The organism is Leptolyngbya sp. FACHB-1624 (assembly GCF_047649235.1).
Classification (GTDB): Bacteria; Cyanobacteriota; Cyanobacteriia; order Leptolyngbyales; family Leptolyngbyaceae; genus Leptolyngbya; species Leptolyngbya boryana.
Genome location: NZ_CP180258.1, coordinates 2,460,555 through 2,485,499 on the forward strand (window position 1 = coordinate 2,460,555; position 24,945 = coordinate 2,485,499).

Below are 24,945 nucleotides of genomic sequence, written 5' to 3' on the forward strand. Positions count from 1 at the left end.
TGACGAGTCTTCTCGCTTCGTTGCTCACCTGCCCCGGAATGAATTCGGGGCTAACCGTGCGAAGTCCGCTCTGGAACTAACAGCCAATGAAAATGCCTTCTTCAGTGGGTTTCAACCCAGTTCGCACAGTTAGCCCCGTATTTTCAATGCGGGGCGGGACGCAAACAAAAGCGACTATCTTCAAGTTAATTCTACCTACATCCTTACAAACGATGAATTGCTTCTCTCACCTCAAGCTTCAATTTGAGGCGAGAGAGTTTAATCAAGAAATTGCGCTAAAAGTGACCTTCGATCGCAGGAACGCATCGCTCACATAACAATGGATGCTCTTTTGATTCACCCACATGCGTCGAATAGTTCCAACAGCGATCGCATTTCTCCCCTTCAGCATCAATCACGCCAATGCCAAGCGCATCTGTTTGAGAGCAATACTTTGAACCAGTTAAGCGATCGCTAGAGTCAAGCAGCTCAACCTGCGAAGTGATGAACAGATAGCGCAATTCATCCACACAATTGCCGCTCAAACTACTAGCAGGATTCAAAGCTTGCAGTTTTGCACGCAACTCTGAATCCGCAACAAAGAGTAAAAGCTTAGCTTCCAGTGAAGACCCGATCGCTTTATCAGCCCGAGCTTGTTCCAGAACTTTGTTCGCTTCTGCACGCAGTTCTCTCAACTGCTCCCACTGTTTTGCTAGCTCTGGGTTGCGCCATTGATCCTCTAGCTTCACCCATCCCGCTGCAAACACCGATTTGTGCGAAGTGGAATAAGGCAAGTACTGCCAGATATCTTCTGCCATGTGAGAGAGCACAGGCGCGATCGCTTTGGCTAAATTCTCAAGCGCGATCGCCAAAACAGTCTGACAACTCCGGCGACGTTGAGCATTGACCGAACTGATATACAGCCGATCTTTTGCAATGTCTAAGTAGAAGTTCGATAAATCAACCGTACAGAAGTTTTGAATCGTCTGGAAGAAGCGGAAAAATTGATAAGTTTCAAATGCATCTTGAACCTCGTCGAAGACTTCAGTGACGCGATGCAACATATATCGATCGAGTTCTGGTAGCTGCTCATAGGGAACCGCATCTTTTGCAGGATCAAAGTCATGCAAGTTCCCAAGCAAAAAGCGAGCCGTATTGCGGATCTTGCGATACACATCGGACATTTGCTTCAAGATATTTTTCCCGATCGGTACATCATTGGTGTAATCCACCGAAGACACCCACAATCGCAAAATATCAGCCCCATAAGGCGGTTCTTGCTGCTGATTCTTACCCCCTTCGATCACCACCATTGGATCAACCACGTTGCCTAGCGATTTACTTTGCTTCCGTCCCTGTTCATCCAAAGTAAACCCATGAGTTAGCACCGCTTTGTAAGGCGCATGACCATTCACTGCCACACTCGTGAGTAAGCTTGATTGGAACCAGCCGCGATGTTGATCTGAACCTTCGAGATAGATATCAGCCGGATAACGAAGTTCCGATCGCTGTTCTACAACCGATGCCCAAGACGACCCTGAATCAAACCAGACATCCATTGTGTCTGTGCCTTTTCGATACTTTTTACCGTGGTATTTTTCGGGAAGCAGTTCTTCGATCGACAATTCCCACCAAGCATCTGAGCCTTTTTCGGCAACGATCTGCTGCACATGCGCGATCGTTTCTTCATTCATTAATGGCTCACCCGTCTCTTCCTCATAAAACACGGGAATCGGCACGCCCCAGCTCCGCTGCCGTGAAATACACCAATCCGATCGCTCAGCAACCATTGATGTGATGCGATTCTCGCCTTGTGCCGGAATCCATTGCACTTCTGCGATCGACTTCAAGGCTTGATCGCGGAATCCTTCAACAGAGGCAAACCATTGTTCAGTCGCTCGGAAGATCGTCGGCTTTTTGGTGCGCCAATCGTAAGGATATTTGTGCTGGTAGGGTTCTTCTTTTAAGAGCGATCGGACTTCTTGCAATGCCTCGATCACGGCTGTATTTCCTTCACCCAGAACATTCAGCCCTTTGAATTGTCCGGCTTCTTCAGTAAAGTTGCCATTGTCATCGACAGGCGCAAGAATCGGCAATCCGTAGCGCTGTCCAACCTGATAGTCTTCTTGACCATGTCCTGGAGCGGTATGAACTAATCCTGTTCCGGATTCCGTTGTGACATAATCGCCTCCGATCAAGATTTCACTGACGCGATCGTACAAGGGATGCCGATACGTACAATGCTCGAGCAATCGACCCATCATCGTTGCTTTGACTTCTAAGGTTGTCCCAAGCACTTCTGACAAGCGATCGACCAAATCCTTTGCCACGATCAGATACTTAAATCTTCCCGGCGCATTCTCTCCAACTTCAACGACCGCGTAGACCAAATCTGGATTGACACTCACACCCAAATTCCCTGGAATTGTCCAAGGCGTTGTTGTCCAGATCGCCACACCCAATTCACCCAAAAATGGATCAAGGGGCATTTGCAATTCTTTCGACAAGTTCAACACTTCAAACGCCGCATACAAACTGCGCGAAGTATGACCCTCTGGATATTCCAGTTCCGCTTCAGCTAAAGCTGTCTTAGAGCTTGGACTCCAATGCACAGGCTTCAATCCTCGATAGATATAGCCTTTCAGCACCATTTGCCCAAACACACCAATTTGAGCCGCTTCGTATTCTGGCTTCAAGGTCAGATAAGGATGCTCCCAATCTCCCCAAACCCCATATCGTTGAAAGCTCTTAGACTGTTGCTCGACCGTTGCGAGGGCGAAATCTCTCGCTTTGTGGCGTAGCTCGATCGTCGTCAAGGCTCGACGCTCATCTGGCTTGAGGGTTTGCAAGACTTTTAACTCGATCGGTAAACCATGACAATCCCAGCCCGGAACATACCGAACCTTTCGCCCTTTGAGCAATTGGTATTTATTAATCGTGTCTTTGAGAATTTTATTCATCGCATGACCGATGTGTAACGCGCCATTGGCGTAAGGCGGCCCGTCATGCAGAATGAACACTTCACCCGGATTTTCTTGTGACAGGTGTTCATAAATCTTCTGTTCTGCCCAGAACTTCTGCAATTCGGGTTCCCGTTTGACGGCATTTGCGCGCATGTCAAACTTAGTCTGGGGAAGATTGACACTATTTTTGTATGAACCTGGCTCTGTCGCAGTCATAAGAAAAAAGGGCTAGAAAAAATCACATCTATCTATTCTGTCAGGAATTTCGCCACTGCGGAGATTCAAGCTGATTTTGCTCCGCATTCTTAGCAAGAATAGAATCTTTTATCAGTGAAAAATACGATAGAAGTCGCATCATCTTTCCTGTATTTCTAGTGCCTTCTCATCAATCTTACGGATTGATCATTGAATAAAATCTATTCTTAATTGCTTAAATATTGAAATTAATCTAATTTTATCTCCGGGTTTACAAGGAGAATGTGAAGCGATCTCTTTTACTATGCAAGAAATTTATTTCCTCCTCAAAAACGCCTGGGATTACATCAGTAAAGAAACAAGAAGAGTGTAAAAACATACACACTAAAACACTGAGATGTCAGTATGAACGCATTCATCTCAAGGAGCTACAGGCATGTCTCTCTCTGGAAAACAGTTCATTGCTGGAGCAATTCTTGCAATGGGGATCGCACTCTCAAACGCAGGTCAAGCGTTTGCAGCTTCCCTCACGAGTCGGGCTACGCTAACTGCTGATAATCACTACGGACTCTTTCATGGCAGCAGCACGGGCGACCGCTTAAACTTCGTCGGACGCAATGAGTATGGTCCCAATGGCAGCACGGGCGGCTACAACTGGTCACATGCCGAAACTTGGGATTTCACAATGGACTCCAATGATTATTTGTATGTCGTCGTTTGGGACGATCGCAGTGTGGACGAGTCTTGGGTCGGCGAGTTCAGCTTCAAAGACAAAGACAGCAAGACTTACAACTTACTCTCGAAACCGGATGCGTGGGAGTATGTCATTACTCAGAAAGGCACAAACCCCGGTGACTGGGGACACACACCCGGTAATGCTGAGTTGAACTGGGAAATCTCGAATGCGAATTGGATTTCTGCTCGTAGCCGAGGCTTAAACGATGGTTCAACTCGTCCTTGGGGACGGATTTCGGAAGTGACTCAAGCAGCAGAATTCCTCAACACCACGACCAATTCATCCGGTGACAAGCGTGATAATAATCGCTACACCATTTTCCGCACCAAGCTGACGGTTGCTGATGTCACTGATATGCCGCCTGCTGAATCCGTTCCAGAACCCGCTTCTGCTGCTGGATTGCTCGCTCTGGGCGCAGTTGGTGCTTACTCTGCCCACAAACGTAAAGCGAAAGCAGAATAATTTTTCGCTTTGCTAGTCAATGCCTATCAACCAGGGCTTGGAAAATTCCAAGCCCTTTTCTCTTTCTCGCTCACACTTTAAGCGCTTTCATCTGCGGCAAAATCGCCTGGAAAGCCCGCCCACGGTGACTAATTTCCTGCTTAACCTCTAACGGCATCTCAGAAAACGTCATTCCCTGCTCTGGCACGTAAAAAATCGGATCGTATCCAAATCCGCCTTCGCCTCTCGGAGCGGTTAAAATCTCACCCGGACAGAATCCTTCAGTCAAAAGCGCGATCGTGCCATCTGGCTTCGCCACCGCGATCGCACAAACAAACTGCGCCCGCCGATCGGTGGCATCTCCCAATTCACCCAATAATTTCGCAATTCGAGCTTGGTCTGACTCTGCATACCGAGCCGAATACACGCCGGGTCTACCGTCTAATGCCATGACTTCCAATCCCGAGTCATCGGCAATCGCCCATTGTCCGGTCGCGATCGCAACTTGAGTCGCTTTTTGAGCCGCATTCTCCTGAAACGTTGTTCCCGTTTCTTCCATCTCCAATTCTGGCGGCTTCAACCGTAATTCCCAATTCAGCCCAGACAAATACGGCTCAATCTCTTTCACTTTGCCCGGATTCCCGGTTGCTACCACTAAAACTGTCATCTCTCAATCCACTTGCGAAACGCATCCCAACTCGAAATATCTTCTAATAATGCCTGATATCCACTGACATTAGGGTGCAATCCGTCTTCAGTAAATTGCTGCTGACACCAAGTTAATCCTCGCGATCGCCAAGTCTCGAACAGATCTAAATGCGGGATCTTTCTTGCCTCACATGCTGATCGAATTGCTGCGTTATAGCGACTCTGATCTTGATGGTTGTAATGCATACAGTCCAGAAACGGCATTCTCGCTTCGTCTACTGGAACCATGCCAACAAACAAAACAGGACAAAGCTTACTGGCTCGATCGAGTAAATCCGCCATTTCAACTTGAAAGGTCTCAAACGGCGTTAAATTTTTTCCATCCAGCTTGCCAACTCGTGGCGAATCGTTCACTCCGACCGACAAAATAATCAAATCCGGAACGCGATTTCGCAATTCTCCGCGGTGATGAAATTCGACCTCTAATCGCCGTGCGACCTGCCGCACCCCATCTCCTCGCACTCCCAAGTTATAAAGGGCGTGGTTTGCCTCTCCCGGACTCATCCAGCGTCGTCTGAGTCGCTCTACCCAACCTCCACCTTCTGGATCACCAAATCCATAGACGAGGCTATCGCCTAATGCCAAAATTCGCCGTGAAGACACTGGAGGAGCCGTAGAATTGATTGGGGGAGAAACCAAAATCTGCATGAATCTTGTGCGAATGAAACAGGTCTGCGCTATTAATAGAGTCTGAGCTAATTCGGACTCTATCACTCTAAACGAAATTTTTCAAAACTTTACACAAGCTTTGAAGATCGAAATACCTCCGAATTCTTTACTGAGAGAACACTGATGGCAAAATCTGGATCCTTACATAAACGTCCCACCTTTGACACGGTTCAACTGATGCGCCGCGCCGATGACTTGATTAGCGCTGCTTCTAACCGTTACCGGATCACTGTTCAAGTTGCAAATCGCGCTAAACGCCGCCGTTTTGAAGATTTTGACAGTGGAGATGATCCGATGATGAAGCCTGTGATGCGAGCCATTATCGAAATGTCGGATGAACTGACACAGCCCGAAATTATCGGCGAATAATCCTGAATTTGGGGCAAGCAATTGCCCTTATTTTTTGATCAGTCTTATGAAGCGCTTTATTACTCTCAGTCTCGTCACGCTGTTCTTGAGTTCGCCTGCTCTCGCCCAAACGCCTGGTTCTCGCCCGACTCGGATTCAGGAAGCATGGCAGCAAGTATACAAAGACAATCCGGATCTCCCGCTCGAAAATCAATACGTGAATCGTGAAACGGGCAAGGTTGATCCCAACAACACTTTAGTCAGTCGTTTGGTGCGTTATCACTATTTCATCAAAGGTCGTCCGGTGAATTATCGGCTGGACTGGAAATATACGATCGCGGATTTTCTGGGCGCAAATGAACTGATGAGCGCAAGTACTTATCCTGGGGCTGAAAATCTCCGCAAAAATCCCTTTGAAAGCGATCGTGCGATTATCCAAAAGTTGAATCGCAAACAGCGCGATGCCTTGATTCAGTCGTTAGTGAATGTCTTTACCCCTCGATGAGCCGGATTCTGAAAACGGGTGCAGGTTGGCGATTAGGTTGGGATGCTGCGGCTCCTGAATTTAAAGGCTTAGTCGGTGGAGAAGATTGGGCGATCGAACTCACTGAACAGGAATGGAATGATTTTCGTCGCTTGAGCGAACAACTGCATGAGACCCTTCAACAGATTGCTCAAGAGTTAATGGATGAAGAGAGGATCGCTTGTGAATTAGAGAGCGATCGCATCTGGCTAGAGGTGGAAGGATTTCCGAATGCTTATAGTTTGAGATTAATTCTTCAAACGGGGAGAAGGGCAGAAGGCTATTGGGAAAACGCTTTGGAATTGCGAGAGGCACTGTGTACGATCGAAGGTTTCTAAAACCTGGACGGAATGCGTGAACATTAGAGATGGAGTGATCAGTTAAGTCTCCTACCAGGTCACACGATCGCTCAAGCGTTCTATCAACTTCTTCCCGACACCAGGCACACGATCGAGATCTTCCAAGGACTGAAATGGACGGGCTTGAATGATTCGTTTCGCTAATCCTGAGCCAACTCCCGGCAATGCTTCTAACTCTGCCTGAGTTGCAGTATTGAGATTGACTAACCCGGTGCGAGATTGGCTTGGTGGAGGACATTGTTTCTGTTCAGCCTCAACCTTGCGCTGAATTGCTGGAGGAATCCCCAGAACTGAATTTGCATACAGTCGATCAAATTCTCGTTGAAAATGGGCTGCAACTACCGGATTCCGAATCACGATAACCGTTTCATCATTTCCACGATTCGCGGCAAGCGTCCAGTTATGAGACCCTGTAATCACGGTATGTCCGTCTACAATTCCAAACTTGTGATGCAACATATCACCGGGCGGAAGTTGCGGCACTCCAACTGTCTTGATGGGATTTTGCCAAGGACGATTATTGACTTCCCACTTGCAGTTATTACTTAGCGCCACGCCTAACATATCTAAACCTTCGCTGAAAGGTCTATACATGAAGCTGGGTTCGATTAATGCCCGAATTGATTTTCCTTCGATCGTATTAACTAGATCCTGATCCGAGAACACAAACAACGCTAAATCGATCGCTTGCGTGGATTGCTGAAGCGTTTTGGCAATCAAACCATTGGGTGTTTGTTCCCAGGGAATCGTTCTGGAATTGGGTGAGAACTGCAAGGAAATCACGCTCTCGCCCAGTTTGAACTGCTGTGCTGGACGAAATGGCTTTTTCACGCCAAATTTGCGATCGCTCCACATGAGTTCAAATTCTGCTGTAAAAGCCTGTGCAACTTCCACACTTTCCATCTTCAGCAAATTATTAGCATTGCCACGGCTGCTAGGACGAGCAAAGTCTCCGTGTACGTCTGACATCGTGAAGTTTGCCGAAGTCACGATCGTAGTCTTTCCATCCACAACTATGAATTTGTGGTGCATTAAGTTACTGCCTCGGCTGCCATCGGCTCGATCATCGATCCGAGGAATCTTCGCAACATCCAAAATCACTAAAGCATCTCGATCCTGAATTTCAGTCAGGCTTAACTGTCCATCTTGATCTTGATCGATCAGCGTTCTGGATTCCTGATATCTCGCTTTTTCTCGCTCCGGCAATTTCTCAACTTCTGCGGCAGAATAACTGCTGTAAGGACGAGCGTACTGATTTTCGACAATCACTCGAACAGTCACGCCTGCTGCTGCGCGATCGCGCAGTGCCTTCGCCACATTGGGCAATCGAAACTCTTGTACCGCAACATCAATGCTCGACTTTGCACTCGTGATCGTATCGATTAAAACTTCTTCTAAGTTATCGCCCGCCCTTATAATTTTGCGATACGGCTCAGTATATTCAGAGGCCGCTGCTTGATTCGTAAAGACTTGGATGTTGGGATCTTGTGGCAGTGGGCGCACACTGATCGAAGATGAAGCTGCTCGGCATCCCGCAAATAGGAGCGTACAGAGACTAAACTGGATAAGGTGATTCAGTCTGACCACAAGCTAGATTCTCGCACAACATCAACGTGCTACTTTCAATGCATTCGCATCGAATAGCACCTGTAGCGTACCCATCTTTGGCAACCCCCACTCATGCAAATTTATCTCGACTATAGTGCAACTACGCCCACGCGACCCGAAGCGATCGCAGCAATGCAACAAGTCCTGACGGAGGAATGGGGCAATCCGTCGAGTTTGCATCAGTGGGGTCAGCGTGCGGCAACGATTCTAGAGCGATCGCGCGTTCAAGTTGCTCGTCTAATTAATGCACCTGAAGAGTCAATTGTTTTTACCTCGGGTGGAACAGAGTCAAATAATCTTGCGGTGATGGGAATCGCTCAGCAGTACCGTACGCCTCAACATATCATTATTTCTAGTGTTGAACATTCCGCCACTTCTGAGCCTGCAAGCCTTCTAGAGCAGTGGGGTTGGGAAGTGACTCGCCTGCCAGTGAATCGACTTGGACAAGTCGATCCCGCAGATTTAAAAGCATCGCTTCAATCCAACACCGTTTTAGTGTCGATCATCTATGGTCAAAGCGAAGTTGGAACACTTCAACCGATCGCCCAATTGGGTCAGATTGTTCATGATCATGGTGCAGTTTTTCATACCGATGCTGTCCAGGTTGCGGGACGATTGCCGATCGATGTTCAGCACTTACCGATTGATTTACTGTCACTGTCAAGTCATAAAATTTACGGCTCTCAGGGAGCTGGAGCACTTTATGTGCGTCCTGGGGTAAAACTTCTGCCGCTGCTCAATGGTGGTGGACAAGAAGCAAAACTGCGATCGGGCACGCAAGCCCTGCCAGCGATCGCAAGTTTTGGCATTGCAGCCGAGTTGATCGCTCAAGAATTAGCGATCGAAACTCCTCGCTTGATTCGACTCCGCGATCGCTTATTTGATGCGCTATCTAATGTTTCTGGCTTAGTCGTGACCGGAGATCGGGTGCATCGGCTCCCGCATCATGTCAGCTTCTGCTTACCCGAGGCAGATGGGCAGACGCTGAATGGCAAAGTGTTAGTTCGACAAATGAATCTTGCGGGCATTGGAATTAGTGCAGGGGCTGCCTGTAGTAGCGGAACATTGCGCCCCAGTACGATTTTGCAGGCGATGGGTTATGACGATCGTGTTGCGAAATCAGGTATCCGGCTTACGTTAGGAAAACAGACAACCGAAGAAGATATTGATTGGACTGCAATCGTATTGCAGCAAATCTTGGCGCGTCTGCAACCTCAAAAGCAGCCCTGTGAATGCTACTAAATTAGAGCATTCGGAAGCATTGCTAAAGATGCTCCTGCTTGGACTCGAACTTCTAAATCAGCATCTTCTATCAATCGATTCAAGAGGGTCACGACTCGATCAACCGCTTGCCCTCGTTTTGCCAACTCTCCCAATTCAACCGCAACCGCCAATCGCATGAATGGATCTGGATCGATGACCTTGCTCGTCAGCTGATTCAACGTTTCCTCAACCTGTTCTAACTGCTCAAGTTCTGCGAGAACAGGCTGGGAATGATGCGTTGCTTCTGGAGGTGAATCAGTCTCTAAGCTCGGATCAATCACCTCTGAAATTCTCAGCGATGTCGCCAAAGGAATATCAGGTGTAGGCTGTGGAATCATCGACAGAATTGCACCTTCAGAGTCTAAATCAGGCTGAAGTTTCGGAGCTTCTGGGGCAATGGCTTCTTGAACAGAATTGGGCTGTAACTTGAGTTTTGTATAAGTGCGAGATGCAGACACGATCGCGCCAAGAATTGCAGCGATCGCGATCAGAAAAAATAAAGTCATCATTCTTCTAAACTTTCAAGTTGGATAGTTCTATTCCACAGCGATCGCATTAGAACTTACATCTGACTTGATAGAGATTCTACGCAAAAAGCCCCCGCACGAGGCGAGGGCTTTGAAATCGAACTGACTAGAAATTAGTCAAGGTTCGGCATCGACAATACAGGTTCAGTCTCACGGTTGATCCCTTTCTCGAAGCCAGCAACAGCCGCGCGTGCGCGACCTGCGTGCCACAAGTGACCGACCAAGAAGAAGAAGCCCATGATGAAGTGGAAGCTCGCTAACCAAGCACGAGGGTTCACATAGTTGAACGAGTTAATTTCCGTTGCAACACCACCCACAGAGTTGATCGAACCGAGCGGAGCATGAGTCATGTACTCAGCCGCGCGGCGAACTTGCCAAGGCTGAATATCGTTCTTGATCTTGTTCAAGTCAAGACCGTTCGGACCCCGTAGCGGCTCCAACCAAGGACCACGGAAGTCCCAGAAGCGCATGGTTTCACCACCGAAGATGATTTCACCCGTCGGAGAGCGCATCAGGTACTTACCAAGACCGGTCGGACCTTGAGCAGAACCAACGTTCGCACCCAACTTCTGGTCACGAATCAAGAAGGTCATCGCTTGCGCTTGAGACGCTTCAGGACCCGTCGGACCGTAGAATTCACTGGGGTAAGCCGTATTGTTATACCAAACAAAGATAGAAGCAATGAAGCCCATCAAAGACAACGCACCCAAGCTGTAGGAAAGGTAAGCTTCACCTGACCAAATCAGCGCGCGACGTGCCCAACCAAAAGGCTTGGTCAAGATGTGCCAGACTCCACCTGCAATGCAGATGAATCCGATCCAAATATGACCGCCAATGATGTCTTCCATGTTGTCCACACCGATGATCCAGCCTTCTCCACCAAACGGAGCTTTGGTGAGATAGCCGAAGATCTTAGCAGGGTTTAACGTGGGGTTCGTGATCACACGAACATCACCACCACCCGGTGCCCAAGTATCGTAGACTCCGCCGAAGAACATTGCTTTAATGACCAATAGCAACGCACCCGCACCCAACAGGATCAAGTGATAGCCAATGATGTTGGTCATTTGATTCTTATCTTTCCAGTCGTAACCGAAGAAAGACGAATATTCTTCAAGTGTTTCCGGTCCACGAACTGCGTGGTAGATTCCACCCAGACCGAGTACTGCGGAAGAAATCAGGTGTAAAACACCCACGACAAAGTAAGGGAAGGTGTCAATCACTTCGCCACCCGGTCCAACACCCCAACCTTGGGTTGCCAAGTGAGGCAGCAAGATCAAACCTTGCTCATACATCGGTTTCTCGGGGATAAAGTGCGCAACCTCAAACAAGGTCATTGCACCTGCCCAGAAAACGATCAGACCTGCGTGGGCGACGTGAGCACCCAGTAATTTACCAGAGAGATTGATTAAACGAGCATTACCAGCCCACCAAGCAAATCCAGATGATTCTTGGTCGCGGTTGCCTGCGAAAGAAGTATTAGAGAGCGTTACCACGTGGAAGAACCTCTTCGGGGAATACAAAGTGTTCATGAGGCTGATCCTGAGATGCCATCCATGCCCGGATGCCCTCGTTCAGCAGAATGTTCTTGGTGTAGAACGTCTCGAATTCTGGGTCTTCAGCAGCCCGAAGCTCTTGCGACACGAAGTCATACGCCCGCAAGTTCAGCGCAATGCCGATGATGCCCACCGACGCCATCCACAACCCGGTCACAGGCACGAACAGCATGAAGAAGTGCAACCACCGCTTGTTGCTGAACGCAATCCCGAAGATCTGCGACCAGAAGCGGTTCGCCGTCACCATCGAATACGTTTCTTCTGCTTGGGTCGGGTTGAACGCCCGGAACGTGCTAGAGCCTTCGCCGTCTTCAAACAGGGTGTTCTCTACAGTCGCTCCGTGAATCGCACACAGCAGCGCACCCCCGAGAATCCCCGCCACGCCCATCATGTGGAACGGGTTCAAGGTGAAGTTGTGGAACCCTTGCACAAACAAGATGAAGCGGAAGATGGCAGCCACCCCAAACGAGGGAGCAAAGAACCAGGACGATTGTCCCAAGGGGTACATCAAGAACACCGACACGAACACGGCAATCGGTCCAGTAAACGCGATCGCGTTGTACGGACGGATGCCGACCAACCGAGCAATTTCGAGTTGGCGCAGGCAGAAGCCAATCAGTCCGAATGCCCCGTGTAGGGCAACAAAGGTCCACAGACCGCCGAGTTGACACCAGCGGGTGAAGTCGCCTTGGGCTTCGGGTCCCCACAGCAACAGCAAGGAGTGTCCTAAGCTGTCAGCGGGGGTGGAGACTGCGACGGTGAGGAAGTTACAGCCTTCGAGGTACGAGGACGCGAGTCCGTGGGTGTACCACGAGGAAACGAAGGTGGTTCCGGTCATCCATCCGCCGAGTGCCAGGAAGGCACAGGGGAAGAGCAGGATGCCCGACCAACCGACGAAGACGAATCTGTCGCGTTTGAGCCAGTCATCGAGAGCGTCAAAGACTCCTCTCTGCGGCGCGCGACCTACTGCGATGGTCATGAATCAAAATCCTCTAGCTTAATAAAAACTGCTGGCTGTCTAGAGTGAACGAGTTTATATGCCTATATATAATAAGAGAAATTAGAAAATTTACAAACCGACACGTCGAATCTCAGCATAATTTTTTTGTACTTTTTTGCGATCACTAAACAAATCAGGCTTTTCAGCATTTCAGTCTTTGAATCGCTTTATGAGAACGCTCGATTGTCAATGAGTAACTATACTTATGTTTACTTGTACTTAACGAAGTGTTGCAGGCGGTATACTAATTAAGATTGTCTGTAAGATTGTAGATCGGGCTGGGATACGGTTTGACGCGATCAATGAATTTGAGATTTTGTAAGTTTTTTAGGTAGTAAAAGCGCTATGGCGGCACAAACCACATCATCTTCAGAAAGCCTTGTTTTGAGGCAGCCAGTCTTAGGTGCGCGGCGGTTCAGTAACTATTTTTGGGCAACGGTTGTTTCAGTAGGAGCGACTGGATTCTTCCTAGCTTCAATTTCTAGCTATACCAAAACGAATTTTTTGCCGTTTTCTGATCCGACTCAGCTTGTCTTCGTGCCGCAAGGACTCGTGATGGGCTTTTATGGCACGGCTGGATTATTGTTGGCAACCTATTTGTGGTTGACGATTTCTTGGGATTTAGGCGGCGGTTACAACGAATTTAACAAAGAGAAAGGCGAAGTCAAAATCTTTCGCTGGGGTTTTCCTGGAAAAAATCGTAAGGTTGAAGTTGATTTGAAGACTTCGGATGTTCAGGCAGTGAAAGTGACGCTGAGAGAAGGGGTCAATCCTCGACGATCGCTGTACTTGAAAGTGAAAGGAATGCGCGATATTCCTTTGACTCGCGTCGGACAGCCGATGACACTAGCAGAATTAGAGAACGAAGCAGCAGGATTGGCGAAGTTTTTAAGTGTTCCCTTAGAAGGTTTATAAGGGCGGATTTACGATGCTGTAGCAAACGTTGACGCAGCTTACAGATGATGAATTCTGTTGATAGAAACTGATGAATGTATAGAAAAGCTTGTGGGTGTGGAATCTACAAGCTTTTTTATGCTTCATTTGCGCGAATGTGCGTAAGATGTTAGTTGGCTTTTTGTTGGAATAGGTATCTAGAAATGCAGACAAAACTCCAGAATTGGCTTGTATGTTTATTGGTCATCACAATGTTTGCCTTAGTTGGGTGTAATTCTCAACCGGAAACTTCTGCCGCTCCAACCGGATCGCCTACTCCAAGCCCTTCTACACCAGCAACAAGTTCGCCAACGGCAACGACACTGCCTCGCTTAGAAGGAAAAGCAACCGTGGTGATGACGGTGAAAGGTGCGCCCATCACAATGGAATTAGATGGAACCAGTGCACCGATTACAGCCGGAAACTTTGTCGATTTGGTAAACCGCAAGGTTTATGACGGATTGGTGTTTCATCGTGTAGTGCGGGAACCTCAACCGTTTGTAGTGCAGGGTGGCGATCCTCAAAGTAAGAATCCGAATGTACCGCTCGATCGTTTGGGAACAGGTGGATTTATTGATCCAGCAACTCAGCAACCGCGAGACATTCCATTGGAAATTACGCCCCGAGATGCAAAAGAGCCGATTTATAGCCGTACATTTAGAGAAGCTGGGGTGAATGTTCCACCGAAACTTAGACATACTCGTGGAGCAGTCGCGATGGCGCGATCGCAGTCTCCGGATTCGGCTTCATCACAGTTCTATGTCGCGTTGGCAGATTTGCAATTCCTAGATGGCGATTATGCCGTGTTTGGATATGTGACCCAGGGAATGGAGACGGTGGATAAGATTCAACAGGGCGATCGTATTGAATCTGCGAAGGTCACTCAGGGATTAGAAAATTTAAAGGGAGGTTCGGCGAGTCCAGCGGCGAGTCCAAGCGCAAGTCCTTCTCCAAGTCCGACGACTTCACCATAGTGAGAAAATGAAGAGTTGGGAGTGGTTTCTTCATTCCCCAACTTCGTTTTTCACGTTTAACCTTGCGAACTACTCAATGGATGTCGTTGTTACTGGGATTGGTTTAGTCTCAGCGTTGGGAAATCTAATGTCGAGTTGGAAAGGGTTGGTAGAAATGCGATCAGGCATTCAGTTCTACCAGCCTTTTTCGTGTGTGGAGTCGAAACCCATCGCATTGATTGAACAACAGCCGAGTGAGATTTTAACGTTGACGCGACAGGTTGTAGCAGATGCGATCGAGGATGCAGGATTAGAATCACCTTTGTTTGACTGTGGGATTGTGCTGGGGTCAAGTCGTGGCAACCAGATGCAGTGGGAAAAGTTAGCGGCAGGGCAAGGGGAGATGTCAAACTGGTTGAATACGTTGCCCAATGTGGCGGCGATCGCGACGGCTCAGATGGTCGGCTCTCAAGGGATTGTGTTGGCTCCGATGGCCGCCTGTGCGACTGGACTTTGGGCGATCGCGCGCGCGGCGGAATTGATTCGCAGTAGACAGTGCGATCGTGTCATTTGTGGAGCGATCGAAGCACCCATTACTCCTCTGACCCTGATTGGATTTGAACGGATGGGAGCCTTAGCGAGAGAGGGAGCGTTTCCGTTCGATGTAGATCGACAAGGCTTAGTATTAGGAGAAGGTGGGGCAGTTTTGATTTTGGAGTCGGCTGAGTTAGCCGCTCAAAGAAATGCCAAAATCTATGGACGAATTTTGGGGGCTGGACTGACAGCGGATGGGTATCATGTCAGCGCGCCGGAACCTGAGAGCCGAGCCGCGATCGCTGCGGTTCAACACTGTTTGGAGCGGAGTCAGCTTCGACCCCAAGAGATTGACTACATTCACGCTCATGGAACGTCCACCCAGTTGAACGATCGCAATGAAGCCCAGTTAATTCAGCGCTGTTTTTCCGATTCGGTTTGGGTCAGTTCGACGAAGGGAGCGACCGGACATACTTTGGGTGGATCGGGTGCTTTGGGAGCGGCGTTTTGTTTGATGGCTTTGCAAGAGCAAATTGTGCCCCCGAATGTAGGTTTGCGAGAATTAGAGTTTGAGTTAGCGATCGCGCGATCGGCTCAGACCGCAAAATTAGAAAATGTTCTGTGTTTTAGTTTTGGATTCGGGGGACAGAATGCGATCGTTGCTTTTTCGCGGTGAAAATTGCTATGGATAATATCCCTCTCTCTCCCGCGGTTTATATTGTCGGTGCAGGGCCAGGAGATCCTGATTTGCTGACGGTAAAAGCGCAAAAACTTTTAGCTCAGGCAGATACGATCGTATTCGCTGATTCCTTAGTTCCTCTTCAAATTCTTGAGGGGATTCGGGCTGATGCTGAGGTGATTCCGACAGCAGATAAGACTTTAGAAGAGATTTTGCCGATTCTGATTGATCGAGTGCGATCGCACAAATCGGTGATCCGGCTTCATTCCGGCGATCCTTGTCTTTACAGTGCTATCCAAGAACAAATGCAGGCACTATTTGATGCGGATATTCCTTTTGAAGTCATTCCAGGCATTAGTGTTTATCAGTTAGCGGCTGCGCGGTTGCGAGTTGAATTTACCGTTCCAGGCTTAGTGCAGTCGATCATTCTGACTCGCATTAGCGGACGGACTCAGGTGCCAGAATCCGAAGAACTTTCGTCATTGGCAGCCCATCGCTCAACGCTTTGTCTCTATCTCAGTGCGCGCCATGTTGAAGCTGCTCAGCACAAACTTCTGCAACACTATTCAGCCGAAACGCTGGTTGCAATTTGTTTTCGCTTAGGTTGGGAAGATGAAAAAATTCGAGTCGTTCCTCTTGCTCAAATGGCAGAAGTGACCCAACAGGAAAATCTAATTCGGACAACCCTTTATGTGATTAGTCCTGCCTTGAGTGCTGCAACTGTTCCTTATGGGTCTGAAGGCGTGAATTTAAACGCGCGATCGCGACTTTATGATCCACAACACGATCGCTTGTTTAAAGATCATCCAACTTCCGAATAATGTCTTGATTGATAGAGTTCACCTAGCACTGCATTAAGGATAAAAGCTGTACTTCGGCAATCCTAGAGTTTCATCCCATCCCATCATGATGTTGAGACATTGAATTGCCTGCCCTGCCTGTCCCTTCATTAAATTGTCGATCGCGGACATGACAATCACTCTGCCCGTTCGTTGATCGACTTCAATGCCGATATAGCAAAGATTTGTTCCACATGCCCATTTGGTCTGCGGATAGGTTCCACTGGGCAACAACTTCACCCAAGGTGACGATCGATAAAATGCCCCATAAATTGTCAGCAAATCATCCCGCACCAATCCTGGATCGCGCAACGTTGCATAAACCGTGGATAAAATCCCGCGCACCATTGGGATTAAATGTGGTGTGAACTGAACAAGCACATCATGCCCGGTCAGATCGCTACAAATCTGCTCAATCTCTGGGGTATGACGATGCCGCGCCACACCGTAAGCCCCCAGCGAATTATCCGCCTCGGCGAGTAGGAAGCCAGTCTTGGGAACTCGCCCGCCGCCAGAAGTCCCAGACTTCGCATCAATAATTGCAGTTCCTGGATCAACCAATCCCTGCTTTAGCAAAGGAGACAACGCCAACAAACTTGCGGTCGGATAACATCCTGGGCACCCGACTAAATTCGCTCCAGCAATGCGATCGCGATACAACTCCGGCAAGCCATAGACTGCCGTTTCAGCGACGGCATCATCGGTACGATCGCCGCCATACCACTGCTTGTAAACTGACAAATCCGAAAAACGATAGTCGGCTGACAGATCCAAAACCTTACAGCCGCGCTCTAGCAACGTTGGAGCCATCTTCAGTGCCAAACCATTTGGCAAAGAAAGAAAAACGACATCGCAACGTTCAGCAATTTTATCGAGATCAATTGCTTCGATCGGCTGTTGTACTGCGTAAAAAAGATGAGGATACTGAGCAGAGAAATCCTGTCCCGCAGTACTATCGCCGCCCAAATAAGCCAACTCCAGGCGCGGATGATCCAGCAACAGGCGAACGAGTTGAACTCCTCCGTAACCTGATGCGCCTATAATCCCGACGGAGATCCGTTCTGAATCACCCATAGCCTTCGACCTTCTGTGAATCACCTTAATGTTTGCTGCATTGTAATGCCGATCGTGAAATTCTCAAAGCCGATCTCGACAGATTTCAGCCGTTACACTTGCATTTTTAATCTATGGTCACACTTCAATCAAAACTGCTTCGCTCGATACGACTTCAGAGAATTGACGAATGTGAATACTCACTGGTTTTCTCATAAATCTTACGGATCTGTACAATATCCTACGTATTGATTTTTAGAAGTGTAGCGTGCGATGCTTGCCTCCTGCCCATCCCTCTGCGTAAAAAGAATTACAATTAGACGATGAGTTCCGCAGTCAAAAGAATTACAATCAAAGATAAGTCCGCTTCAAGAAACTTTACGGTGTGGTCGCCTTGAACTTCTCTGTTAAATCGTCTCAACCAACCTATACCCAACCGTTTACCTTCGATTCGATCGATGATGCCCTCGCCGACTTGAAAATCGGAAAAGCGATCGTTGTTGTCGATGATGAGAACCGGGAGAACGAGGGGGATGTCATCTGCGCCGCGCAGTTTGCCACGGCTGACATGATTAATTTCATGGCAGTTTATGCTAGAGGTCTGATCTGTCTCGCTATGACGGGAGAACGGCTCGATGAGCTAGATATCCCTTTAATGGTTCGAGAAAATACGGATACGAATCAGACGGCTTTCACTGTCAGTATTGATGCGTCTCCTCGGATCGGCGTCACGACCGGGATTTCCGCCGACGATCGCGCTAAAACAATCCAGGCTGTTCTTGATCCCGACACGCGTCCGACTGATTTACGTCGTCCTGGACACATCTTCCCGATCCGCGCACGCAGCGGCGGTGTTCTGAAACGTGCAGGACATACTGAGGCAGCGGTCGATTTATCTCTCTTGGCAGGTTTATATCCGGCGGGTGTGATCTGTGAAATTCAAAACCCAGATGGATCGATGGCAAGGTTGCCACAGCTCATCGACTACGCCCGTGAGCATGATTTAAAAATTATCAGCATCGCCGATCTGATCAGCTATCGGTTAAAGCATGAACGATTTGTACATCGAGAAACGGTTGCTGATTTACCTTCCCAATTTGGGCACTTTAAGATTTATGGCTATCGGAATCTGCTCGACAATACAGAGCATGTGGCGATCGTCAAAGGTGATCCCGCTGAGTTTTCAAACCAGCCTGTGATGGTGCGCGTCCATTCAGAATGTTTGACTGGCGATTCTTTAGGGTCATTGCGCTGCGATTGCCGAGTGCAACTGGAAGCTGCATTGAAGATGATTGAGCATAACGGTTCCGGTGTCGTCGTGTATTTGAGACAAGAAGGGCGAGGGATTGGCTTAGTGAATAAGCTGAAAGCCTACTCGCTGCAAGACATGGGACTCGATACCGTTGAAGCCAATGAAAAGCTAGGATTTCCAGCAGATTTGCGGGATTACGGAGTGGGCGCTCAGATCTTGAATGATCTGGGGGTAAAACAGATTCGTCTAGTCACCAATAATCCGCGCAAGATTGCAGGACTTAAAGGCTATGGATTGGAAATGATCGATCGCGTTCCTTTATTAACAGAAGCGACGACTTACAATTCTGGCTATTTGGCGACGAAAGCAGAAAAATTAGGGCATTTATTTCTTCGCACTTACTTAGCAACCATTTCGATCAATTTAAGAGATGATCTGAATTCTGTGACCGAGCGGTATGCGCTGCTTGAGAAATTACGGCATGTGGCGAAAGCTCGGGATTTGATGTTACAGGAAGAAACTCGACCGATGGCGCTCGCGCTGTTTGATCGATCGTCATTGATCATCAATTTAGGCTTTGAGCATGAAATCGCCGCTGATGCCGAGTGGTACAAGTCTGCGCAGCATCCGTTTACGATCGCTGTTGCCGATATGTTGGATCAAATTACGATGGGCCTGTCTCTAGAGAAGATGGAGTTCCTCGTTTCACCTGGAAGTGATCCATTAGTTGGACTCCAGATTCAACTCGATCGTCAAACCTTCCCGTTACATCGTCTGCCTTCTACGATCTGTGACTTGCTGACAACTCAAACGATTTACAGCTTCTTGAAGGTCTAAGTCCGGCTGTGCATCTATCCTGGTTTTGATTGAAGGAGTGCTGGACTGTCCAGAGTGACTGACATTTCTTCAAACTCAGGATTCTCCTGAAACACCACTAAATCAAACCAGAAGGTTGTGCCACAACCGACTTCGCTGACGAGACGGACATGGCTCCGATGACGCTCGATAATATTTTTGACGATCGACAGTCCTAAGCCTGTTCCTTCTAAGGTATGAACTCGGTTTTCGACGCGGAAGAAGCGATCGAAGATTGCTTCTTGATCTGCGCCATCAATTCCAATGCCAGTGTCACCGATTTCAACTCTCACGAACTGCTGGACTTGATCTTCAGATGATCTTAAAGAGTAGGCGCGCAGGGCGACTTTTCCACCCGCCTCGGTGAACTTCAAAGCGTTGCCCACGAGATTCGCAAAGACTTGCAGCAACAGATCGTAATGCCCAAACACAGGCGGCAGATCGGGTTCAATATCTTTAATCAGTTCAATGCCTTTGTCTTTGGCGTTGAGTTGGTAAGTTCTGAGAATTTGTTCGATCGGTTGTACTAAGTCGATCGCTTCAAATTGATAAATCTTGCAGGATTCGAGGCGAGACAGATCTAAAACATCGTTAACCAGGCGAGTTAAGCGATCGGTTTCTCGATTTGCGGTTTCCAAAAATTCGAGCTTCTGAGTTTCGCTGAGTTCGTCGCCGTATTCGTAGAGCGTTTCAATAAACGACTTGATGTTGAATAATGGCGTTCTCAGTTCGTGCGAGACATTGCTGATAAATTGACTTTTTGCTTCATTCAGTTCAACTTCGCGGGTAATGTCTTGCACCGTCACCGCAATTCCTTTCACGTTGTCTCGGACTGGATCGACGACGGCATTTAAAAGAATTCTCAGCGTCCGGTTATTCGGCTCGATCGCGGTAATCCGAAATTCCGCTTCTTCTCGCAATTCGCCACGCGCCATTTGAAAGAGCGGGCGCGTCAGTTCGACTTGAACGGCAACCGGGAAGAAATACATGGCGTTTTCGCTTTCGATCGCTTTGTTCTCCCAGCCAAAGATTCTCCGTGCGGTGGGGTTGGCAAGAACAATCCGCATGTTGGCATCGAGCAGAACGGCTCCATCTGCGATCGTCGAAATCAAAGTCTCAAGCTTTGCTTTCTCGGCGGTCAATTCCTCAATGTTCTGTTCTTCATAGCGTTCTAAGCGTTCTGCCATGTCATTAAAGCTGGCAATCAGTTCGCTTAGTTCCACGCCTGCGCCAACAGGCAGTTCGACTCGTTGTTTGAAATTTCCTTTAGCGATGTTTCTCACGCCGATCACGAGTTCCCGAATCGGTTTGGTAATTTGCAGCGCGTTGAAGACTGCACCGAGAATGACCATCACCCAGATTGAGACGAAAACCGCTATCGTGACGTCTCGCGTTAAATGCGATGAGGTGACAACGGTTGGATTGGGATTGGTTCCGATCGCTAAAACGCCTAAGTATTTGTTCTCAAAAACCAAGGGCACAAACACATCGGTGACTTCACCATCCGGCGTAATGTGCTGACGCACCATGGGACGATTGGTGCGTTCATTAAAGTCTTCAGGCAGTTGAATTTTGCGCTGAATGGTTAGGGAATTTTGAACCTCGGAATCCGAGAAAGGAATGCCGAAGAAAATATTGCCATCGGCATCGGCATAGAGCATGTAGCGAATGCTAGAAGTGCTGCCATAAAACCGATGCGAGAATTGAGCCAGTTCGGTGCGATTTTCTTCATTCACCAATGGCGCAACGTTGGCGGCTAATAACAAGCCTAAATCACTGCCGAAGCGAGTGTCATTCATTCGGGCATCGAGCTGGATCGTATTGACTGCCCAAAATGTGAGACCGCTCATGACGATCGAAACGACTAAAGTTGCCGCCGCCATCAGTTTTGTCTGGAGGCTAAATCCTGACCACCAGCGTCGTAAAACGTCTCGAATCGGTGTGATAAAGGAGGACACGGGCAGATTCTAAAGAATGAAGAACGAAGGTTGAAACTTAATAGTTTGTTTCACGCCTTACTGTCTTTTAATCTTACTGTGTTTAGGGAATCTGAAACTTTTGCCTAAGTGATGCAGTGCCGCGAAATTTCGGAAGTGGAACGCGGTATAAAACGATAGCGATTCTGGTGGAGTTGTAAGTCCCAAAAAGAGTGGGGAGTAGGGAGTAAGTCTAGGTGACTCCCTACTCCCCACTGTCAGACTGCTCACAGGGATGTTGAAGGACTACCGCTTCACATACTTTTTCCTCGGACTCGGTGCGCGATGTCTCGGCGGAAGTACATCCCCTCGAATTGAATTTGATCGACGGCTCGATACGCCTGCTCGATCGACTGGTCAAAGGTGTCTGCGATCGCCGTTACACCAAACACGCGACCTCCATCTGTGACGATTTGTTGATTCTTCATTTGGGTTCCGGCATGGAAGACGGCTGCACCCGTCTCTTCTGCAGCTGTAATTCCGTTGATCGGCAAGCCTTTCGGATAATTGCCGGGATATCCTTCTGAAGCAATCACTACGCAAGTTGCTGCTCCTGATTTCCATTCGATCTCTGGAAAGTTTGCTAATTTCTGCTTGGCACAGGCATAGAGCAGTTTTTCCAGCGGCGTTTCTAGTAAAGGCAGAACGACTTGAGTTTCGGGGTCGCCAAATCGACAGTTAAATTCGATCACTTTCGGATCGCCTTCGGGTGTGATGATCAATCCAGCGTAGAGGATGCCTCGATAATCGATATTGCGATCGCGCAACGCTTGAATGGCTGGCTCCAGGATTTCTGTTTGAATGCGCTGTTTTAAGTCTGGAGTGACGATCGGGGCTGGAGCGTAAGCCCCCATGCCGCCTGTATTCTCGCCAGTATCGTTCTCGCCAATTCGCTTATGGTCTTGAGCGGGCAATAAGGGACGAATCGTTAGACCATCGGTGACTGCCAGAATCGAAACTTCTTCACCTTGCAGATATTCTTCGATCACGACTTGGCTACCTGCTGCGCCAAATTGTCCGGAGAAACAAGCAGTGACCGCAGTTTCAGCTTGTTCGAGCGTCATGGCAACGGTGACGCCTTTTCCGGCAGCTAAGCCATCGGCTTTGATCACGATCGGCGCTCCTTGAGAGCGGATATAGGCGATCGCAGATTCTGCGTCTGTGAAAACTTCTGCCCGCGCAGTGGGAATGCCTGCGGCTTTCATCAAGTCTTTTGCCCAGGCTTTACTCGACTCGATTTGTGCCCCCTCTCGGGTTGGTCCAAAGACGGTTAATTCCTGCGCTTTGAGATAATCTGTAATGCCGAGCGATAGCGGTAATTCTGGCCCGACAACGATCATTCCAATGTTGTTGACTAAGGCATATCGGGCAATACCTTCAAAGTCATCTACAGAAAGCGCTAAATTTCGGCAATTCTTCAGAGAAGCCGTCCCGCCATTTCCCGGAACACAGACCACCTGTTGCACTTGCGGGGACTGCAAGAACTTCCAAGCTAGGGCATGTTCTCGCCCACCATTGCCAACAACCAAAACTCTCACAGATTCCTCACCCAAACCAAATGGATAAATTCATCAAGAAATAGCGCGATCGATTTTCGCATCTAGTCCAGTACAAATCTTAAGCCTAACTGTAAAATCTTCAGTGCGCGGAAATTATGAATTTTCGTTTAATTCCAGCAAATCGCAAATTTTTGGCTGAAACTTTTCCAGAGTCTGGAATTCTATTAAGTAGATAGGGTGATCGCTTCTAGAGATAAATTTATGACAAGATTTGACTGGTGGGGCTTCAGTGGAATAGCAATTGCCGGAGTTGTTTCATTGACCTTAAGTGTGAATGCGGCTGAACCGCCCAAACAACCGGATAAATTTCCGCCGAATCCGCTGGAGTTGACGGCTCCTGATCCGCTGTTGCCTGGAGGGCTAAATCGCCCTTTGTCGGAGCCAGAACGCCAAACGTTACGCAAAGCATTAGATGAATTAAATACACAAGCGATCGCAAAACTACGGGCTGGAGATGTTCTAGGATCGTTTGAAATTTGGAACCGAGAATTAAGACTCAGACGGGCGCTGGGATTTTTAGAAGAAGTGCAGGCTTTGGGTCGAGTAGGAGACATCGCTTGGCGACAAAATCTAAATCCCCAAGTCCGAGTGATTACCAATCGTCTGTCCGCGATTCAAACCCAAGTTCAAAGACCGCTGCAAAATCAACAGCAGGTCAGTCTGCCCGATCGCGCTCAGATTTTCCCTGCGTTGGGTATTGCTTATCAACAAGTGCGATCGCCAGGACTGGCCCTGGAGGTCTATCAGCAAATGTTGAGTGAAGCCCGAACGCGCAAAGACTCCGTGGCAGAAGTGAGCTTACTCAATACGATCGGACAATTGCATTTAAGCTGGTTTGATTATCCGCCTGCGATCGCGACGTATGAGGAGCTTTTGCAATTGGCGCGATCGCGCAATGATGCTCCTAACATTGTGACAAATTTAGCTCAGCTTGCTTACATTCACGAACAAGCTAAGCAATCGGCTCAAGCGGTGACGTATCAGCAGCAGTTGATTGAGATTTATCAAAAGAATCCGCAGCAAGCTTTGTTCGTTCCGGCTTTGAAGATCAGACAGGGAGATAATTTTGTTGCGAGCCAGCAATTAGATGCGGCAGAAAGGGTATATCAGGATGCATTTGAGCTTGCACAGCCTTTGGGACAGTTGGCATATGCGAGTGATGCGTTGAAAAAATTAGGGGTGCTTTATCGATCGAACAATCGATTAGAGGCAGCACTTCAGGTTTACAACTATTTAGCGGGCGTGCAGCAGCAGGCGTATGACACGTATGGAGTAATGGATGCGCTAGATCAGATTGGTCAGATTCAACTGCAACGAAATGCGCCAGCGGAGGCTGCAAAGGCATTTCAGCAAGGGTTAGAAGTTGCAAAACAAATCAATTATCGAGTTGATTATTTCACTCAGCAGATCCAGAAGATTCAAGCAGCAAAATAAATC

At 48.3% G+C, this 24,945-nt stretch carries 21 protein-coding genes; 11 read left to right on the forward strand and 10 right to left on the reverse strand.

From position 1 onward, the window contains the following. Nucleotides 1-275: 275 nt before the first annotated feature. The gene (gene ileS, locus ACMUEV_RS11400) at nt 276-3,158 is read right to left on the reverse strand and encodes an isoleucine--tRNA ligase (RefSeq protein ID WP_190653207.1); all 2,883 of its coding nucleotides are present in this window, start codon (nt 3,156-3,158) and stop codon (nt 276-278) included. 415 nt (nt 3,159-3,573) lie between these two features. Here ileS and ACMUEV_RS11405 point away from each other — a divergent pair, with 415 nt between their 5' ends. Continuing rightward, entirely contained in the window at nt 3,574-4,335 is a 762-nt protein-coding gene (locus ACMUEV_RS11405) for a PEP-CTERM sorting domain-containing protein (RefSeq protein WP_190653206.1), read from the forward strand. Between the two features lie 70 nt (nt 4,336-4,405). On the opposite strand, the gene rdgB is transcribed toward ACMUEV_RS11405, so the two are convergent. Together rdgB and ACMUEV_RS11415 are read right to left on the reverse strand one after the other, a co-directional pair. After that, the gene (gene rdgB / locus ACMUEV_RS11410; RefSeq protein ID WP_190653205.1) at nt 4,406-4,981 is read right to left on the reverse strand and encodes an RdgB/HAM1 family non-canonical purine NTP pyrophosphatase; all 576 of its coding nucleotides are present in this window, start codon (nt 4,979-4,981) and stop codon (nt 4,406-4,408) included. Continuing rightward, a complete protein-coding gene (locus tag ACMUEV_RS11415) occupies nt 4,978-5,670 on the reverse strand; it encodes a GDSL-type esterase/lipase family protein (RefSeq protein WP_190653204.1) in 693 nt (230 codons plus the stop codon). The genes rdgB and ACMUEV_RS11415 overlap by 4 nt, the downstream gene beginning before the upstream one ends. 144 nt (nt 5,671-5,814) lie before the next feature. Between ACMUEV_RS11415 and ACMUEV_RS11420 the strand changes: the two genes are divergently transcribed. The 3 genes from ACMUEV_RS11420 to ACMUEV_RS11430 are packed head-to-tail and all read left to right on the forward strand — an operon-like array spanning nt 5,815 to nt 6,900. Next, nucleotides 5,815-6,060: a DNA-directed RNA polymerase subunit omega gene (locus ACMUEV_RS11420; RefSeq protein WP_017288966.1), complete on the forward strand. Its 246-nt coding sequence runs from the start codon at nt 5,815-5,817 to the stop codon at nt 6,058-6,060. Nucleotides 6,061-6,106: 46 nt separating this feature from the next. After that, nucleotides 6,107-6,544, forward strand: a complete 438-nt coding sequence (locus tag ACMUEV_RS11425; protein WP_190653203.1) for a hypothetical protein — start codon at nt 6,107-6,109, stop codon at nt 6,542-6,544. After that, complete coding sequence (locus ACMUEV_RS11430) at nt 6,541-6,900, forward strand: DUF1818 family protein (RefSeq protein WP_017288964.1); 360 nt, start codon at nt 6,541-6,543, stop codon at nt 6,898-6,900. The genes ACMUEV_RS11425 and ACMUEV_RS11430 overlap by 4 nt, the downstream gene beginning before the upstream one ends. A 51-nt stretch (nt 6,901-6,951) precedes the next feature. Here the strand turns inward: ACMUEV_RS11430 and ACMUEV_RS11435 are convergent, their stop codons facing one another. Next, on the reverse strand, nt 6,952-8,508 hold the full coding sequence (locus tag ACMUEV_RS11435; protein ID WP_347277630.1) for a phospholipase D-like domain-containing protein: 1,557 nt from the start codon (nt 8,506-8,508) through the stop codon (nt 6,952-6,954). Between the two features lie 93 nt (nt 8,509-8,601). Here ACMUEV_RS11435 and ACMUEV_RS11440 point away from each other — a divergent pair, with 93 nt between their 5' ends. Beyond that, on the forward strand, nt 8,602-9,771 hold the full coding sequence (locus ACMUEV_RS11440; RefSeq protein WP_017288962.1) for a cysteine desulfurase family protein: 1,170 nt from the start codon (nt 8,602-8,604) through the stop codon (nt 9,769-9,771). Here the strand turns inward: ACMUEV_RS11440 and ACMUEV_RS11445 are convergent. The 3 genes from ACMUEV_RS11445 to psbD all read right to left on the reverse strand — a co-directional run bounded on the left by ACMUEV_RS11445 (nt 9,768) and on the right by psbD (nt 12,854). Next, nucleotides 9,768-10,301 carry a hypothetical protein gene (locus tag ACMUEV_RS11445; RefSeq protein WP_190653202.1) on the reverse strand — a complete coding sequence of 178 codons (534 nt, stop codon included), beginning with the start codon at nt 10,299-10,301 and terminating at the stop codon, nt 9,768-9,770. The two genes, ACMUEV_RS11440 and ACMUEV_RS11445, sit on opposite strands and share 4 nt — an antisense overlap. Nucleotides 10,302-10,432: 131 nt before the next feature. Next, nucleotides 10,433-11,815, reverse strand: coding sequence for a photosystem II reaction center protein CP43 (psbC, locus tag ACMUEV_RS11450; protein WP_190653201.1), 1,383 nt, complete (start codon nt 11,813-11,815; stop codon nt 10,433-10,435). After that, entirely contained in the window at nt 11,799-12,854 is a 1,056-nt protein-coding gene (gene psbD, locus ACMUEV_RS11455; RefSeq protein ID WP_017287122.1) for a photosystem II D2 protein (photosystem q(a) protein), read from the reverse strand. The genes psbC and psbD overlap by 17 nt, the downstream gene beginning before the upstream one ends. Nucleotides 12,855-13,220: 366 nt before the next feature. Between psbD and ACMUEV_RS11460 the strand changes: the two genes are divergently transcribed. The 4 genes from ACMUEV_RS11460 to cobM all read left to right on the forward strand — a co-directional run bounded on the left by ACMUEV_RS11460 (nt 13,221) and on the right by cobM (nt 16,795). Then, nucleotides 13,221-13,790, forward strand: a complete 570-nt coding sequence (locus ACMUEV_RS11460) for a photosystem I assembly protein Ycf4 (protein WP_017288959.1) — start codon at nt 13,221-13,223, stop codon at nt 13,788-13,790. Nucleotides 13,791-13,972: 182 nt separating this feature from the next. Beyond that, nucleotides 13,973-14,782 (forward strand): peptidylprolyl isomerase, encoded by an 810-nt coding sequence (locus ACMUEV_RS11465; protein ID WP_051077806.1) that lies wholly within the window; start codon nt 13,973-13,975, stop codon nt 14,780-14,782. 76 nt (nt 14,783-14,858) lie between these two features. Further along, a complete protein-coding gene (locus tag ACMUEV_RS11470) occupies nt 14,859-15,971 on the forward strand; it encodes a beta-ketoacyl-ACP synthase (RefSeq protein ID WP_190647081.1) in 1,113 nt (370 codons plus the stop codon). A gap of 8 nt (nt 15,972-15,979) precedes the next feature. After that, nucleotides 15,980-16,795, forward strand: a complete 816-nt coding sequence (cobM, locus tag ACMUEV_RS11475) for a precorrin-4 C(11)-methyltransferase (protein WP_190647080.1) — start codon at nt 15,980-15,982, stop codon at nt 16,793-16,795. A 33-nt stretch (nt 16,796-16,828) separates the two neighbouring features. Here the strand turns inward: cobM and argC are convergent, their stop codons facing one another. Beyond that, nucleotides 16,829-17,887: an N-acetyl-gamma-glutamyl-phosphate reductase gene (gene argC / locus ACMUEV_RS11480; RefSeq protein ID WP_017288955.1), complete on the reverse strand. Its 1,059-nt coding sequence runs from the start codon at nt 17,885-17,887 to the stop codon at nt 16,829-16,831. A gap of 364 nt (nt 17,888-18,251) precedes the next feature. On the opposite strand from argC, the gene ribBA reads away from it, so the two are divergent. Next, the gene (ribBA, locus tag ACMUEV_RS11485) at nt 18,252-19,955 is read left to right on the forward strand and encodes a bifunctional 3,4-dihydroxy-2-butanone-4-phosphate synthase/GTP cyclohydrolase II (RefSeq protein WP_017288954.1); all 1,704 of its coding nucleotides are present in this window, start codon (nt 18,252-18,254) and stop codon (nt 19,953-19,955) included. A 14-nt stretch (nt 19,956-19,969) separates the two neighbouring features. Here the strand turns inward: ribBA and nblS are convergent, their stop codons facing one another. Together nblS and purD are read right to left on the reverse strand one after the other, a co-directional pair. Beyond that, entirely contained in the window at nt 19,970-21,931 is a 1,962-nt protein-coding gene (gene nblS, locus ACMUEV_RS11490) for a two-component system sensor histidine kinase NblS (RefSeq protein ID WP_036044704.1), read from the reverse strand. A 272-nt stretch (nt 21,932-22,203) separates the two neighbouring features. Next, a complete protein-coding gene (purD, locus tag ACMUEV_RS11495; RefSeq protein ID WP_017288952.1) occupies nt 22,204-23,487 on the reverse strand; it encodes a phosphoribosylamine--glycine ligase in 1,284 nt (427 codons plus the stop codon). A 222-nt stretch (nt 23,488-23,709) separates the two neighbouring features. Between purD and ACMUEV_RS11500 the strand changes: the two genes are divergently transcribed. After that, nucleotides 23,710-24,942 carry a tetratricopeptide repeat protein gene (locus ACMUEV_RS11500; RefSeq protein ID WP_190647079.1) on the forward strand — a complete coding sequence of 411 codons (1,233 nt, stop codon included), beginning with the start codon at nt 23,710-23,712 and terminating at the stop codon, nt 24,940-24,942. The last annotated feature ends 3 nt before the right edge of the window (nt 24,943-24,945 follow it).

What these genes read in the sequence shown, in the direction of transcription:
- ACMUEV_RS11425 (WP_190653203.1), top strand. Translation starts at nt 6,107, where the DNA reads ATGAAGCGCTTTATTACTCTCAGTCTCGTCACGCTGTTCTTGAGTTCG.
- ACMUEV_RS11470 (WP_190647081.1), top strand. Translation starts at nt 14,859, where the DNA reads ATGGATGTCGTTGTTACTGGGATTGGTTTAGTCTCAGCGTTGGGAAAT.
- cobM (WP_190647080.1), top strand. Translation starts at nt 15,980, where the DNA reads ATGGATAATATCCCTCTCTCTCCCGCGGTTTATATTGTCGGTGCAGGG.
- ileS (WP_190653207.1), bottom strand. Translation starts at nt 3,158, where the DNA reads ATGACTGCGACAGAGCCAGGTTCATACAAAAATAGTGTCAATCTTCCC.
- ACMUEV_RS11460 (WP_017288959.1), top strand. Translation starts at nt 13,221, where the DNA reads ATGGCGGCACAAACCACATCATCTTCAGAAAGCCTTGTTTTGAGGCAG.
- ACMUEV_RS11405 (WP_190653206.1), top strand. Translation starts at nt 3,574, where the DNA reads ATGTCTCTCTCTGGAAAACAGTTCATTGCTGGAGCAATTCTTGCAATG.
- ACMUEV_RS11430 (WP_017288964.1), top strand. Translation starts at nt 6,541, where the DNA reads ATGAGCCGGATTCTGAAAACGGGTGCAGGTTGGCGATTAGGTTGGGAT.
- ACMUEV_RS11420 (WP_017288966.1), top strand. Translation starts at nt 5,815, where the DNA reads ATGGCAAAATCTGGATCCTTACATAAACGTCCCACCTTTGACACGGTT.
- argC (WP_017288955.1), bottom strand. Translation starts at nt 17,887, where the DNA reads ATGGGTGATTCAGAACGGATCTCCGTCGGGATTATAGGCGCATCAGGT.
- ACMUEV_RS11445 (WP_190653202.1), bottom strand. Translation starts at nt 10,301, where the DNA reads ATGATGACTTTATTTTTTCTGATCGCGATCGCTGCAATTCTTGGCGCG.
- ACMUEV_RS11415 (WP_190653204.1), bottom strand. Translation starts at nt 5,670, where the DNA reads ATGCAGATTTTGGTTTCTCCCCCAATCAATTCTACGGCTCCTCCAGTG.
- psbD (WP_017287122.1), bottom strand. Translation starts at nt 12,854, where the DNA reads ATGACCATCGCAGTAGGTCGCGCGCCGCAGAGAGGAGTCTTTGACGCT.
- ACMUEV_RS11465 (WP_051077806.1), top strand. Translation starts at nt 13,973, where the DNA reads ATGCAGACAAAACTCCAGAATTGGCTTGTATGTTTATTGGTCATCACA.
- ACMUEV_RS11440 (WP_017288962.1), top strand. Translation starts at nt 8,602, where the DNA reads ATGCAAATTTATCTCGACTATAGTGCAACTACGCCCACGCGACCCGAA.
- rdgB (WP_190653205.1), bottom strand. Translation starts at nt 4,981, where the DNA reads ATGACAGTTTTAGTGGTAGCAACCGGGAATCCGGGCAAAGTGAAAGAG.
- ACMUEV_RS11500 (WP_190647079.1), top strand. Translation starts at nt 23,710, where the DNA reads ATGACAAGATTTGACTGGTGGGGCTTCAGTGGAATAGCAATTGCCGGA.